Here is a 13212-nt window from a genome sequence, read left to right as displayed (position 1 = left end):
CTAAATGTAGCAAATCCTCTGCCGCAGCAGTGCGAACGGCTGACGTTTTCTGGACCGACTTTTGGCGCTAGCGCCGGCCAAAAGAATCATTTAAAATGCAACTTAAATAAATTTGATTAAATAAACAAAATGCATAATGAAACCGATGGGCAGCGGGTATTGAATTTACCTGCGGGCTATTTTGGGATGGTGCTGGGCACTATTGGTATGGGTTTCGCCTGGCGTTACGCCAGCACTATCTGGCCGCTGAGCCCGGCGATTGGCGAAGGGCTGGTGATACTGGCGATTGTGATGTGGGCGCTGTTGACGCTGGCCTTTATCACCCGAGCGATACGTTTTCCCTACAGTGTCTGGCTGGAGATGCGCCACCCCATCGCCAGCAGTTTTGTGAGTTTGTTTCCGGCGACCACCATGCTGGTCGCCATCGGCGTCACACCGTGGATGAGACCGCTGGCGCAGGCGCTGTTTATTATTGGCGTGGTGCTGCAATTGAGCTACGCCGCCTGGCAAACGGCGGGGCTGTGGCGCGGCGAGCATCCGGCAGATGCCACCACGCCTGGATTGTATCTGCCGACCGTCGCCAACAATTTTATCAGCGCCATGGCCTGCGGAGCGTTGGGGTTTAACGATGCCGGACTGGTCTTTCTGGGCGCTGGCGTCATTTCATGGATAACGCTGGAGCCCGCTATTGTGCAACGCCTGCGCAGCGGCGGCGCGTTGTCCGTGCCGTTACGGACCTCACTCGGCATTCAACTGGCACCGGCGCTGGTCGCCTGCAACGCGTGGTTGAGCATTAACGGCGGACACGCCGATGTGTTCGCGAAAATGCTGTTCGGCTACGGGCTATTACAGTTGCTGTTTATGTTACGCCTGATGCCCTGGTATCTGCGTCAGGCGTTTAATGCCTCGTTCTGGAGCTTCTCGTTCGGTATTTCCGCGCTGGCTTCTACCGGCCTGCATCTGGGACATGCCAGCGGAACCGGCTTCTTCCATAATCTGGCGCTGCCGCTCTTTATTTTCACGAATATCGTGATCGGCCTGCTGCTGGTAAAAACGCTGCTGTTGCTGCTTCAGGGTAAACTTTTGACGCGTGTTGCACCGTCGACACTGATGAAACCGAAGGATGAACAATGACCATTCGTGATGAAAATTACTTTACCGACAAATACGGCCTGACCCGAACCCATTCAGAAGTGGTGCATGCCGCGACTATTGTTAAGCCGGGGAAAACCCTCGATCTGGGGTGCGGTAACGGGCGCAATAGCCTTTATCTGGCGGCGAACGGCTACGACGTAATGGCGTGGGATAAGAACCCGATGAGTATTCAGAATCTGCAGTCGATTCGTGAAGCGGAAGGGCTGAAAAATCTGCAGGTGGCGGTTCACGATCTCAATACGCTTAGCTTTGACGGTGAGTACGATTTTATTCTCTCTACCGTAGTGATGATGTTCCTTGAAGCGAATACCATTCCGCGTCTTATCGACAACATGCAGCGCTGCACCAAACCGGGCGGCTACAATCTGATAGTCGCGGCGATGGACACCGATGATTTCCCCTGTACGGTTGGTTTCCCGTTTGCCTTTAAAACGGGTGAGCTGAAAAACTATTATAAAGGTTGGGATTTGCTGAAATATAACGAAGACGTCGGCGAACTGCATCGTACTGATGAAAAGGGCAATCGTATTAAATTACGCTTCGCGACGATGCTGGCGCGCAGGGAATCATAATTGTTATTTATATAACGGGCGGGAGCCCGTTATATAATGAATCATTTTTATAAATAATGAGAGCCGCCTCCATTTTTGTCGCGACAAACTCCTGATGCATTTGCTATAACTTACGGGCATCTGTGCATTTATCAGGGATTATTCTCATGCGTACTCAAGCGTTTTTCAAAGCGGCGGCCCTTGTGGGCGTTTTGGCATTAGCAGGTTGTGCATCGAAGACCACCACTCCTGAGCAGTACTCCGGCTTTTTAAAAGACTATTCCGGCCTGAAAGAAGCCACAACGGCGTCGGGGAAAACAGAATTGCGTTGGATCTCTCCGGACTATAAACCGGCCAATTATGCCAACGTGGTCTATAACCCGGTAACCTACTATCCGGTACCGAAACCGACCACTCAGGTTGGGCAGAAAGCGCTGACCGATATTCTGAACTACACCAATACCGAGCTGAAAAAAGCCATTAGCGAGCGTAAACCACTGGCGACCAAGGCGGGCCCGCATAGCCTGATCTTCCGCGGTGCGATTACTGCCGTTGACTCCAGCAAAGAAGGGTTGCAGTTCTACGAAGTGATTCCAATTGCGATGGTTGTTGCCGGCACTGAAGCCGCGACGGGACACCGTACCATGAACACCAACCTGTACTTTGAGGCAGAACTGGTCGACGCCGCCACCAATAAGCCGGTGATCAAAGTGGTGCGTAAAGGGGAAGGCAAAGATCTGTCTAACTCTAACGCCCAGCTGACGCTGGATACATTGAAACAGGTTATTGATGATATGGCCATCGATGCGGTGAAATTCGACCCGTCGCAGAAATAAGCCATTATTGCTATCGCAAATAAAAGGGGAGACGTGATGGTCTCCCTTTTATTATTCATATTAGGACGGTATTGACTATTTCCGTCATATTCTTCTTCTGTCGATATTCTTTTTTTCAGTGAATGCAGTATGGCTGTCGGTACGTATCGGAAAGCGGGCCTCAGGCGCGGCTGAGAAGCGGTAATCGCCAGATTTGTGGTTTGGCGAACATCACCAGGTTACCTAACAAAATCAGCACCAGCCCAACGATGGCATTAGCATGCCACTGATAGCCTTCATAAATTGTAGACAGCGTCAGTGCCACCAGAGGGAACAGCAGCGTGCTGTAGGCCGCGTTGCTGGCGCCGATACGCCCCACCAGAGTGAAATAGACGCCAAAGGCAATCACTGAACCGAACAGCGCGAGGTAGAACAGCGCTCCCATATAGCTCACCGTCCACTGCGGCGTAAAATCATCGCCGCGCAGCAGCGCCACAATGCCGATAACGATCGTGCCATAGAGCATCGCCCAGGCGTTAGTGGTCAATGTTTCCAGCCCCCGCCGCTGGTGGCGCCAGCTCAACATATTGCCCAGCGAAAAGCCGTAGGTACCCAGCGCGCTGAGCAAAATGCCCGCCAGTAGAGTACTGCTCATGCCCACTGCCTGCAGGTCGTGCCAGAAGAGCGTGATAATGCCAGCCAATCCGAGCAGGGCGGCAAAGTAAAAGCGCTTCGGCGGCGTCTGGCGAAAGAAAATAAAACTATTGATGGCGTTAAACAGCACTGCCATGGAGAAAATCACCGATTCCAGCCCGGTATTGATCCATTTTGCGGCGGTATAAAAACAGAGAAAGTTGAAACCAAACACGCAGCAGCCCTGCACCATGCAGAACAGGTGATCGCGCAACGCCAGCGGTCGCAGGCGGCGCAGACACAGCAAAATCGTCAGCATAGTGCCGCTGGCGATGGCGAAACGCCAGAAAATGGAGACGGCTTCAGGCACCGGCCCCTGCTGTAAAAAGATGGCAATCCAGGTGGTTCCCCAGATAACAACGACCAGCGTATAGAGCAGCGCGTTCATAGTTCCTCACAACGATAACAGCGATAGAAGGCGCAGTGTGACGCGTGCTGGCGGTCAGAGCTTGCAAGGAGTTGCGGTACACTTGCAAATTCTTGCGGTTTTTTTTATCCGCTGGGGCAGAAAGGTAGCATCCATGCGTGACAAGCCCTAGACTGGGTTTACCTATCATCGTGACTGAAATGTTAATGGCGCACACCTACGCGACGTTTGAGAGACTACAGAGCCAGAAGGCGATTCTGCGGGAGACCGTGGCGCTCAATTCAGGCATTCAGCTTGCCGCTTGGTATAACAAACGCGATACGCTGACGGTGCAAAGCGATCATCACACGCTGAGCCTGTATGTCGCCGATGGTTATGAAAGTTATCAAAAAACGCCCTACGGCTGGAAAAACGGCGGTGGGCCAAATCGCTTCTGCCTGATGCCCGAAGACAGTGAATCGACGTGGGATATTCGTGATGATCTGTCCTTTGTGCATCTTTATTGTACCGACGAGCACCTGCGTAAGGTCGGTGAGCAGGTGTGGGATCGCAGTCCGGCAACGATTACGCTGGATGAACAAATTTTTGGTGACGACCCCAAAATCACGCTGCTGTACCGCCAGTTTTTGCTTGGCTGCGACTGGCAGCAGCCGGCTAATCAGTTGACCCTCAGCAGCGCCAGCACGCTGCTGCTTACCCATTTGCTACAGAACTACGCTAATGTGCAGTGGCGTCTACCGACGGTCACGGGCGGGCTGGCTCCGGGCGTCCTGCGTAATACGCTCGATTTTATCGATGCACATCTTGGCGATCCCTTAACGCTTGCGGAACTGGCTGCGCAAGCGACACTCAGCGAATATCACTTTGCGCGCATGTTCCGTCAGTCCGTAGGTTTAGCCCCGCATCAATACGTGATGCAGCGTCGGATGGACAAGGCGCAGCAGTTGGTGCGCCACACCGCGCTGCCGCTAACCGATATTGCGTTAAGTTGCGGCTTTAGCTCCGCCAGCCACTTCAGTAATCGCTTTAAAGCGGTGACCGGCGCCACGCCGTCGCAGCTACGCGCGGGCCTGGCGCGATAGCAGGGCAAAGCTGGCACCACCGATAACCAGTCCCCAAAACGCCGACCCAACCCCCGCCAGGGTGATACCGCTCGCCGTGACCAGAAACGTGACCATCGCGGCGTCGCGTTCATGTGCGGAAGTGAGCGCCTGGAACAGGCTGCCGCTCAGCGTACCCAGCAATGCCAGCCCGGCAAGCATTTGAATCCACACCACAGGTAAGGCCGCCATCAGCGCGGTGATTGAGCCACCAAATACGCCCGCCAGTAGATAGAAAACACCGGCAGCGGCGGCGGCAAGCCAGCGTTTCTGCGGGTCCGGATGTGCGTCCGGGCTTTGGCAAATAGCGGCGGTAATGGCGGCAATACACACGGAATAGACGCCAAAGGGGGCCAGCAGCAGCCCAAAGGCGCCGCTAATCACAATCAACGGCGACACCGGCACGCGATAGCCGGAGGCCTGAAGCGTGGCGAGACCGGGGGCGTTCTGCGAAGCCATGGTGACCAGAAAGAAAGGAATACCCACGCTGATCAGTTGCGTTAGCGAGAAATTGGGGGCAATAAATTGAGGCGCGACAAACCCCAGCGTGGATGTATTTGTGACAACGTCACCTTTTAGTAAGGCGACAATAATTCCCACCGCCAGCGCGGCAACCACGGCATAGCGCGGCGCGAGGGCCTTAAACAGCAGCCAGCTAACCAGCATACTGCCGCACAGCAACAGTTGCCCCTGTAGCGTGGCAAATGCCTGAAGACCAAAACGCAGCAAGATTCCCGCCAGCATGGCAGCGGCCAGCGAATGGGGGATCAGCTTCATCAACCGGGCAAACCAACCGGTCAGCCCGCAAATGACAATCAGTGCGTTGGCGAAGATAAAGATGCCTACCGCATCATTGAGGGTGGCTCCCTGTAAACCAGCGACCAGCAGCGCGGCGCCGGGGGTTGACCAGGCGGTGAGAATCGGGACCTTGCGCCACAGCGTCAGTGCCAGCGTGCTGATCCCCATAGCCAGACCCAGCGCCGTCATCCAGCCGGAAATTTGCTGTGCGTTGGCACCTGCTGCTGCAGCGGCTTGCCAGATAATGGCGGCAGAACTGGCATAGCCGACCAGCACGGCAACAAATCCAGCCAGCAGAGTGGGAAAAGGGATAAAAGCGGCGCGCATATCGATGACCTCTTGTGCGTTATAGCGTCCATGCACTATATCATTGTGCGTTATAACGTACAATGTTGTGCTTCACGGACGTAAATAGCGCGCAGGTGAGGTATACTTTGGCGATAGAAAACATGGAGGCCGAATGAATATTGCGCAACATCTGGCGGCGACGCTTAAAAATTTGCGTCAGGAACGGGCATGGAGCCTGTCAAAGCTGGCAGAAGAAACCGGTGTATCCAAGGCGATGCTGGGGCAGATTGAACGTAATGAATCCAGCCCCACGGTGGCGACGCTGTGGAAAATCGCCACGGGCCTGAACGTCCCGTTTTCCGTTTTTATTACCCCACCGGAAGCAGACGGCGAGCAGTCGTTCGACCCTCAACAGCAAGCGATGGTGGTGACGCCGATCTTTCCCTGGGATCCTGAACTGTGCTTTGACCATTTCTCGATCACCCTGGCGCCTGGCGCACTAAGCGAATCGACTCCGCATGAAAAAGGGGTGATTGAACATGTGGTGGTGATCGGCGGCCAGTTGGATATGTGCATTCAGGGGGAATGGCGTCGCCTTGAGGCGGGAGAAGGGCTTCGGTTTGCGGGCGATCTCCCGCACGCTTATCGCAACAGCGGCGAGCAAACCGTGCATTTCCACTCTATTATTCATTATCCAAAAGAAAAAGCCGCAGGCAGGCCTGCGGCAAATCACGACAATGAACCATAACGTGGCCGTTACGAGGAAAGTCCGGAATACGGGGCTGACTCTAACCTATTGATGATGCAAGCGGAAATGACCATTTCGGCAATAGGTTGCCGAAATTCAGCTAACCGCGGCGCAGAAGCGATGGAAACTGTTTTCGTCTATCGCAGCTTCTGGCTACAATAGCCGCCATTTTGTGACCCTACTGGATAACTCCGACTGTATGCGCCAGCAAAACGCTCATCTTGAACTTCTTAGCCCGGCACGCGATACGGCAATTGCCCGCGAAGCCATTCTGCACGGCGCTGATGCCGTTTATATTGGCGGCCCCGGTTTTGGCGCACGCCATAACGCCAGCAATAGCTTGCAGGATATCGCCGAACTGGTGCCGTTTGCCCATAAATTTGGCGCCAAAATTTTTATTACGCTGAATACCATCCTGCATGATGATGAGCTCGAACCGGCGCAAAAGCTGATTACCAACCTGTATGACGCGGGCGTTGATGCGCTGATCGTGCAGGATATGGGAATTTTGCAGCTGGATATTCCCCCCATTGAGCTCCACGCCAGTACGCAATGTGATATCCGCAGCGTAGAAAAGGCTAAATTTCTCTCCGACGTCGGATTTAGTCAGATCGTGCTGGCGCGCGAACTGAATCTTCAGCAGATCAGAGCGATTCACGAGGCCACCGACGCCACCATCGAGTTCTTTATCCACGGTGCGCTGTGCGTGGCTTATTCCGGCCAGTGTAATATCTCGCATGCCCAGACCGGGCGTAGCGCCAACCGCGGCGATTGCTCTCAGGCCTGTCGACTGCCGTATACCCTGAAAGATGATCAGGGACGCGTGGTCGCCTTTGAAAAACACCTGTTGTCGATGAAAGACAACGATCAGACCGCCAACCTGGGTGCGCTGATTGATGCGGGCGTGCGCTCCTTCAAGATTGAAGGCCGCTACAAAGATATGAGCTACGTGAAGAACATCACCGCCCATTATCGCCAGATGCTTGACGCCATTATTGAAGAACGCGGTGATTTAGCTCGCGCTTCCGCGGGACGTACCGAACATTTCTTTGTTCCGTCGACCGATAAAACCTTCCATCGCGGCAGCACGGACTACTTCGTCAACCAGCGGCAGATGAACATCGGCGCCTTCGACTCACCGAAGTTTGTTGGTCTGCCAGTGGGCGAAGTGCTGAAGGTCAACAAAGAGACGTTGGATGTTGAGGTGAGCGAACCGCTGGCGAACGGCGATGGCCTGAATGTGCTGATCAAACGTGAAGTCGTCGGTTTTCGTGCCAATACGGTGGAAAAAATCGGCGAAAATCGCTATCGCGTTTGGCCGAACGAAATGCCGGCGGACCTGCATAAGGCGCGACCGCATCAGGTGCTGAACCGTAACCTCGACCATAACTGGCAGCAGGCGCTGCTGAAAACTTCCAGCGAGCGTCGTATCGCAGTGGATATCGAGCTTTCCGGTTGGCAGGAACAGCTGGTGCTGACGCTGACCAGTGAAGATGGCGTCACGGTGACCCACACGTTAGACGGCGAGTTTGCGACGGCGAACAACGCTGATAAAGCGCTCACTCAGTTGCATGACGGCGTCGCTAAACTCGGGCAAACGCTGTACTACGCGCGGAACGTTGATGTGATGCTGCCGGAAGCGTTGTTTGTCCCCAACAGCCAACTCAACCAGCTGCGCCGTGAAACCGTCGATTTGCTCGATCGGGCGCGTCTCAACGCCTATGTTCGCGGTAGCCGTAAAGCCGTCGCCAGCCCGGCACCGGTTTATCCGGAAAGCCATCTCAGCTTCCTGGCGAACGTCTACAACCATAAAGCGCGCGAGTTTTATCACCGCTATGGCGTGCAGCTGATCGATGCAGCGTATGAAGCGCATGAAGAGAAGGGCGATGTCCCGGTGATGATCACCAAGCACTGCCTACGTTTTGCGTTCAATCTGTGTCCGAAGCAGGCAAAAGGATCGATTAAAAGCTGGAAGGCGACGCCGATGCAGCTGATTAACGGTGATGAAGTGCTGACGCTGAAGTTTGATTGTCGCCCATGTGAAATGCACGTGATTGGCAAAATCAAAAATCACATTTTGAAAATGCCCCTGCCGGGGAGCGTGGTGGCGTCGGTAAGCCCGGATGATTTGCTGAAAACGTTGCCGAAGCGTAAAAGCTCACCGTTGTAGTCCGCCAGCGAGCAGCAACTCTGGTGATATGGGCCGGAAAGCCATTACGCTTTCCGGCCTTTTTTCACTCGTTATGCCGGACGTTTGCGGGTATAGAGTGACGAAAATGTGCCGGGTATTCTCTCAGGATTTAAACCCGGCAGCGGTCATCAGTAAGCGGAATAAACTCCCCACCACCGCTAGCGTCAGTACGCTGCCTCCCCACAATGCAACCAGCCAGAATATTCGCGACATCCAGCGATTTTTCATCAGTGGTACCCCTCATTTTGCGGCACTTTGCCGCGGAAAACGTAGTAACTCCAGAAGGTGTACACCAGAATTACCGGAATGATAAATATCGCGCCAATCAGCATAAATTCCTGGCTTTGCACCGGCGCGGCAGCCTGCCACAAGGTGATAGACGGTGGAATAATCGCAGGCCAGATACTGATGCCGAGCCCGCTAAAGCCGAGAAAGATGAGTGCCAGCGTCAGAATGAACGGCGGCACGTGGCTTTCCGGTTGCCCCAGATGGCGCCACAGCAGCGCGCTGACGGCGAGTACCAGCAGCGGTACGGGCAGCAAATAATAGAGATTGGGCAAGCTGAACCAGCGCGTGGCGATGGATGAATGCAGCAGCGGGGTCCACAGGCTGATGCCAGCGATCACGGCCAGCAGCGCCAGCAGCAGCCCGCGCGCGGCGCGTCGCATACTGGCTTGCAGCGCGTCTTCGCTTTTCATCACCAGCCAGCTGGCACCCAGCAGCGCGTAAGCGATAACCAGCCCAACGCCACAAAACAGCGTAAACGGCGTCAGCCAGTCGAAAGCGCCGCCGCTGTAAGCGCGGTCGGTGACCTGGAAACCGTTGATTACCGCACCCACGACGATCCCCTGGCAGAAGGTAGCCAGAATGGAACCGCCCATAAACGCCTTGTCCCAGAACGGGCGATGAGAGGGCGTGGCGTTAAAGCGAAACTCGAAGGCGACGCCACGAAATATCAGCCCCACCAGCATGAGGGAGAGCGGGATCGTTAACGCGTCGATGATCACCGCGTAGGCCAACGGAAACGCGCCGAATAATCCTGCGCCGCCGAGTACCAGCCAGGTTTCGTTGCCATCCCACACCGGGGCCACGCTGTTCACCATGACATCTCGCTCCTGGGCCGTTTTGGTGAAGGGGAACAGAATGCCGATCCCTAAGTCGAAGCCATCCATCACGATATACATCAGGGTGGCAAAAACGATAATCACAAACCAGATAATGGACAGATCGAGGCTCATGCGCGCTCCTCCTTAGATTGTTGTGGCTCAATAGCGGCAGAGAGCGGACGTGCTGGCGTACCGTGTGGTTCAGGGTTAAAAGGCTGCGGCCCTTTGCGAATCAGACGCACCATGTAGCTGTAGCCCACGCCAAAGACCGAGCTGTACACCACGAAGAAGGTCAACAGGCTGATGCTCATATGCAGGTCACCGTGTGCGGAAACCGCGTCTGCTGTGCGTTGCAAACCATAAACCACCCACGGCTGGCGGCCCACTTCCGTGGTCACCCAGCCGGCGAGGATCGCCACCAGACCGGATGGCCCCATTAGCAGCGCGAACCACAGGAACGGACGCGAGGTATAGAGGGTCTGCTTCTTGCGCAGCCACAGCGCGACAACGCCGAGCAGCAGCATCAGCATGCCCAACCCGGCCATGATGCGGAACGACCAGAAGACGATTGTCGAGTTTGGCCGGTCTTCTTTGGCAAACTCCTTCAACGCAGGAACCTGTTTGTGCAGACTATGGGTGAGGATCAGGCTGCCGAGCGCGGGGATCTCCAGTCCATAACGGGTACGTTCCTGTTCCATATCCGGCCAGCCGAACAGCAGTAGCGGCGTCGGTTCTCCCGGCGGGTTCTCCCAGTGGCCTTCAATGGCGGCAATTTTTGCCGGCTGATGTTTGAGGGTGTTAAGACCGTGCATATCGCCGACCATCGCCTGAATGGGGGCGACAATGAGCGTCATCCACAATGACATGGAAAACATGACGCGTATGGCAGGCGACGTGTTGCCGCGCAGCAGATGCCAGGCCGCCGACGCCCCAACGAACAGCGCGCTGCTCAGGAACGCGGCGATAGACATGTGCAGGAGTCGATATGGGAAGGATGGGTTAAACACCACTGCGAACCAGTCAACCGGAACAACCTGACCGTTGACGATTTCATACCCCTGCGGGGTCTGCATCCAGCTGTTGGAGGCGAGGATCCAGAAGGTAGAGATGATCGTTCCCAGGGCGACCATGCAGGTGGCAAAAAAGTGCAGGCCCGGCCCGACGCGCTTCCAGCCGAACAGCATCACGCCAAGAAAACCCGCCTCAAGGAAGAAAGCGGTTAGCACCTCGTAGGTCAGTAACGGGCCGGTAATACTGCCTGCAAACTGCGAGAAGCCGCTCCAGTTAGTGCCAAACTGATAGGCCATGACCAGGCCAGAAACGACCCCCATGCCGAAGTTAACGGCGAAGATCTTTGACCAGAACTGGTACAGCGAGCGCCAGACTGGGTTGCGGGTTTTAAGCCATAGCCCTTCCAGCACCGCCAGATAGCTTGCCAGGCCAATCGTGATGGCGGGGAAGATGATGTGAAACGAAACGGTAAAGGCAAATTGAATTCGCGCGAGGTGAAACGCATCAAGACCGAACATGCTGACTCCGGGGAAATAAATATCTCCCGGCGATTGTACGAAGCTTGTGGTTTGGGTTGCAGAAACAGTCTGGGTGTTTTAATTGATAACAGTTTACTGATGCTAATGACGTTATGTTATGTAAACACGCTGGGCGTTCACTGTTTGAAACTCATATCAGTTACATAAAAATGCATTTTTTTTAACGCTGATATAAAATGCTGGTAAGACAGAGCTAGCGGAATTGATCATGAAAAAGTACCAGCGTCTTGCTGCGCAAATGACGGAACAGATCGCCCACGGGGTATGGCAACCGGGTGATAAGCTGCCTTCGCTACGCGAGCAGGTGGTCAACAGTGGGATGAGTTTTATGACGGTCAGTCATGCTTATCAACTGCTGGAGAGCCAGGGCAGAATCGTCGCGCGCCCGCAGTCTGGTTACTATGTCGCGCCACACCCTGTTTCACCGCGTGCCGCGGCCTCTGCGCCACAGGTCATGCCTGATAACGCCGTCGACATTAACACCTATATTTTCGAGGTCCTGCAGGCCAGCCGCAACGCGGCGGTGCTGCCGTTTGCCTCCGCGTTTCCTGACCCGCGTCTTTTTCCATTGCCGCAGCTGAACCGCTCACTGGCTCAGGTAAGTAAAACCGCGACGGCCATGAGCGTGATTGAAAACCTGCCGCCGGGTAACGATGAACTGCGACATGCAATTGCACGTCGCTACGCATTACAGGGAATGACCATTTCGCCGGATGAGATTGTCATTACCGCCGGGGCGCTGGAGGCGCTAAACCTGAGCCTGCAGGCGGTCACGGAGCCCGGCGACTGGGTTATCGTGGAGAACCCGTGTTTTTACGGCGCGTTACAGGCGTTAGAGCGGCTGAAGCTAAAGGCGCTTTCGATAGCGACCGATGTGAAAGAGGGGATCGATCTCGATGCGCTGGTACAGGCGTTGCAACATTATCCGGTAAAGGCCTGCTGGCTGATGACCAACAGCCAGAATCCACTAGGCTTTACGCTGACGCCGGAGAAAAAGGCGCGATTGATTGAGATCCTCACTGCGCATAACGTCACGCTGATTGAAGATGATGTCTACAGCGAACTCTATTTTGGCCGCGAAAAGCCGTTGCCCGCAAAGGCATGGGACAAGCAGGATATGACGCTGCACTGTAGCTCGTTTTCTAAATGTCTGGTGCCGGGGTTCCGCATCGGTTGGGTTGCGGCGGGCAAGCATGCCCGCCGCATTCAACATTTACAGTTGATGAGTACGCTTTCCACCAGTTCGCCAATGCAGCTGGCGTTGGTCGATTATCTGGCGACCAAGCGTTATGACGCGCATCTGCGGCGCCTGCGTCGTCAGCTAGCGGAACGAAAACAGATGGCGTGGCAGTCGCTGATGCGTTCGCTTCCGTCTGAAGTGCGTATTCATCACAATGACAGCGGCTATTTTCTCTGGCTGGAACTGCCGGCGGGAATGGATGCTGGAACGTTAAGCACACGTGCGCTGGAACATCAGATCAGCATTGCGCCGGGCAAAATGTTTTCAACGACTGACAACTGGGCGTCATTCTTTCGTTTTAATACCGCCTGGGGCTGGGGAGAAAGAGAAGACCATGCGGTGGAAACCCTCGGTAAACTTATTCGCCAGATGCTGAATTAATCACAAACGCTTATTCCAGATTATCCCCTTAATAATATTCATGCTAATTAAGGGGATATTTCATTGCACCGGTCATAGGAAATACGCATAGCGCTCCTGGCTGGTAACTCCTTGTCTATAATCCATATTATCAGCATCAACTCATTCATTTTGCGGAATGCGCCCTTTGTCACAACCTGTGCAAATTTTTATCTGCGGCGCAGGTGAGTGGCTTAGTGACGTCTATTTT

12 protein-coding genes are annotated in these 13212 nt (G+C 54.7%); 7 read left to right on the top strand and 5 right to left on the bottom strand.

Annotated elements, in window-relative coordinates; translation table 11 throughout:
* Window positions 1-129 precede the first annotated feature (129 nt).
* The 3 genes from tehA (at window position 130) to K7B04_RS18070 (ending at window position 2542) form a co-directional block, all read left to right on the top strand.
* The gene (tehA, locus tag K7B04_RS18080) at window positions 130-1134 is read left to right on the top strand and encodes a dicarboxylate transporter/tellurite-resistance protein TehA (protein WP_223802684.1); all 1005 of its coding nucleotides are present in this window, start codon (window positions 130-132) and stop codon (window positions 1132-1134) included.
* Window positions 1131-1727, top strand: a complete 597-nt coding sequence (gene tehB / locus K7B04_RS18075) for a tellurite resistance methyltransferase TehB (protein WP_223802683.1) — start codon at window positions 1131-1133, stop codon at window positions 1725-1727. The genes tehA and tehB overlap by 4 nt, the downstream gene beginning before the upstream one ends.
* Window positions 1728-1873: 146 nt before the next feature.
* Window positions 1874-2542: a DUF3313 domain-containing protein gene (locus K7B04_RS18070; protein WP_163446453.1), complete on the top strand. Its 669-nt coding sequence runs from the start codon at window positions 1874-1876 to the stop codon at window positions 2540-2542.
* 160 nt (window positions 2543-2702) lie between these two features.
* Here the strand turns inward: K7B04_RS18070 and K7B04_RS18065 are convergent, their stop codons facing one another.
* Window positions 2703-3602 carry an EamA family transporter gene (locus tag K7B04_RS18065; RefSeq protein ID WP_223802682.1) on the bottom strand — a complete coding sequence of 300 codons (900 nt, stop codon included), beginning with the start codon at window positions 3600-3602 and terminating at the stop codon, window positions 2703-2705.
* Window positions 3603-3787: 185 nt separating this feature from the next.
* Between K7B04_RS18065 and K7B04_RS18060 the strand changes: the two genes are divergently transcribed.
* Window positions 3788-4663 carry an AraC family transcriptional regulator gene (locus K7B04_RS18060; RefSeq protein ID WP_163446451.1) on the top strand — a complete coding sequence of 292 codons (876 nt, stop codon included), beginning with the start codon at window positions 3788-3790 and terminating at the stop codon, window positions 4661-4663.
* On the opposite strand, the gene K7B04_RS18055 is transcribed toward K7B04_RS18060, so the two are convergent.
* Window positions 4640-5806, bottom strand: coding sequence for a benzoate/H(+) symporter BenE family transporter (locus K7B04_RS18055; protein ID WP_223802681.1), 1167 nt, complete (start codon window positions 5804-5806; stop codon window positions 4640-4642). The two genes, K7B04_RS18060 and K7B04_RS18055, sit on opposite strands and share 24 nt — an antisense overlap.
* Before the next feature lie 133 nt (window positions 5807-5939).
* Between K7B04_RS18055 and K7B04_RS18050 the strand changes: the two genes are divergently transcribed.
* Together K7B04_RS18050 and K7B04_RS18045 are read left to right on the top strand one after the other, a co-directional pair.
* Window positions 5940-6515: an XRE family transcriptional regulator gene (locus K7B04_RS18050; RefSeq protein ID WP_163446449.1), complete on the top strand. Its 576-nt coding sequence runs from the start codon at window positions 5940-5942 to the stop codon at window positions 6513-6515.
* A gap of 199 nt (window positions 6516-6714) precedes the next feature.
* Window positions 6715-8685: a U32 family peptidase gene (locus tag K7B04_RS18045; RefSeq protein ID WP_223802680.1), complete on the top strand. Its 1971-nt coding sequence runs from the start codon at window positions 6715-6717 to the stop codon at window positions 8683-8685.
* Between the two features lie 123 nt (window positions 8686-8808).
* On the opposite strand, the gene K7B04_RS18040 is transcribed toward K7B04_RS18045, so the two are convergent.
* Genes K7B04_RS18040 through K7B04_RS18030 form a run of 3 tightly spaced genes read right to left on the bottom strand, consistent with a single transcriptional unit; the run spans window position 8809 to window position 11341 of the window.
* A complete protein-coding gene (locus K7B04_RS18040; RefSeq protein ID WP_223802679.1) occupies window positions 8809-8934 on the bottom strand; it encodes a DUF2474 domain-containing protein in 126 nt (41 codons plus the stop codon).
* Window positions 8934-9944, bottom strand: coding sequence for a cytochrome d ubiquinol oxidase subunit II (cydB, locus tag K7B04_RS18035; RefSeq protein ID WP_223802678.1), 1011 nt, complete (start codon window positions 9942-9944; stop codon window positions 8934-8936). The genes K7B04_RS18040 and cydB overlap by 1 nt, the downstream gene beginning before the upstream one ends.
* Window positions 9941-11341, bottom strand: coding sequence for a cytochrome ubiquinol oxidase subunit I (locus tag K7B04_RS18030; RefSeq protein ID WP_223802677.1), 1401 nt, complete (start codon window positions 11339-11341; stop codon window positions 9941-9943). The genes cydB and K7B04_RS18030 overlap by 4 nt, the downstream gene beginning before the upstream one ends.
* Before the next feature lie 229 nt (window positions 11342-11570).
* Here K7B04_RS18030 and K7B04_RS18025 point away from each other — a divergent pair, with 229 nt between their 5' ends.
* Window positions 11571-12983, top strand: coding sequence for a PLP-dependent aminotransferase family protein (locus tag K7B04_RS18025; RefSeq protein WP_223802676.1), 1413 nt, complete (start codon window positions 11571-11573; stop codon window positions 12981-12983).
* Window positions 12984-13212 lie beyond the last annotated feature (229 nt).

It is taken from the genome of Kluyvera sp. CRP (assembly GCF_019930565.1).
Lineage (GTDB): Bacteria > Pseudomonadota > Gammaproteobacteria > Enterobacterales > Enterobacteriaceae > Kluyvera > Kluyvera georgiana_A.
The sequence above is the reverse complement of the archived record's forward strand: the minus strand, read 5'-3'. Positions and strand labels throughout refer to the sequence as shown.

What these genes read in the sequence shown, in the direction of transcription:
- K7B04_RS18065 (WP_223802682.1), bottom strand. Translation starts at nt 3,602, where the DNA reads ATGAACGCGCTGCTCTATACGCTGGTCGTTGTTATCTGGGGAACCACC.
- K7B04_RS18040 (WP_223802679.1), bottom strand. Translation starts at nt 8,934, where the DNA reads ATGAAAAATCGCTGGATGTCGCGAATATTCTGGCTGGTTGCATTGTGG.
- K7B04_RS18030 (WP_223802677.1), bottom strand. Translation starts at nt 11,341, where the DNA reads ATGTTCGGTCTTGATGCGTTTCACCTCGCGCGAATTCAATTTGCCTTT.
- tehA (WP_223802684.1), top strand. Translation starts at nt 130, where the DNA reads ATGCATAATGAAACCGATGGGCAGCGGGTATTGAATTTACCTGCGGGC.
- tehB (WP_223802683.1), top strand. Translation starts at nt 1,131, where the DNA reads ATGACCATTCGTGATGAAAATTACTTTACCGACAAATACGGCCTGACC.
- K7B04_RS18060 (WP_163446451.1), top strand. Translation starts at nt 3,788, where the DNA reads ATGGCGCACACCTACGCGACGTTTGAGAGACTACAGAGCCAGAAGGCG.
- K7B04_RS18025 (WP_223802676.1), top strand. Translation starts at nt 11,571, where the DNA reads ATGAAAAAGTACCAGCGTCTTGCTGCGCAAATGACGGAACAGATCGCC.
- K7B04_RS18050 (WP_163446449.1), top strand. Translation starts at nt 5,940, where the DNA reads ATGAATATTGCGCAACATCTGGCGGCGACGCTTAAAAATTTGCGTCAG.
- K7B04_RS18045 (WP_223802680.1), top strand. Translation starts at nt 6,715, where the DNA reads ATGCGCCAGCAAAACGCTCATCTTGAACTTCTTAGCCCGGCACGCGAT.
- cydB (WP_223802678.1), bottom strand. Translation starts at nt 9,944, where the DNA reads ATGAGCCTCGATCTGTCCATTATCTGGTTTGTGATTATCGTTTTTGCC.
- K7B04_RS18070 (WP_163446453.1), top strand. Translation starts at nt 1,874, where the DNA reads ATGCGTACTCAAGCGTTTTTCAAAGCGGCGGCCCTTGTGGGCGTTTTG.
- K7B04_RS18055 (WP_223802681.1), bottom strand. Translation starts at nt 5,806, where the DNA reads ATGCGCGCCGCTTTTATCCCTTTTCCCACTCTGCTGGCTGGATTTGTT.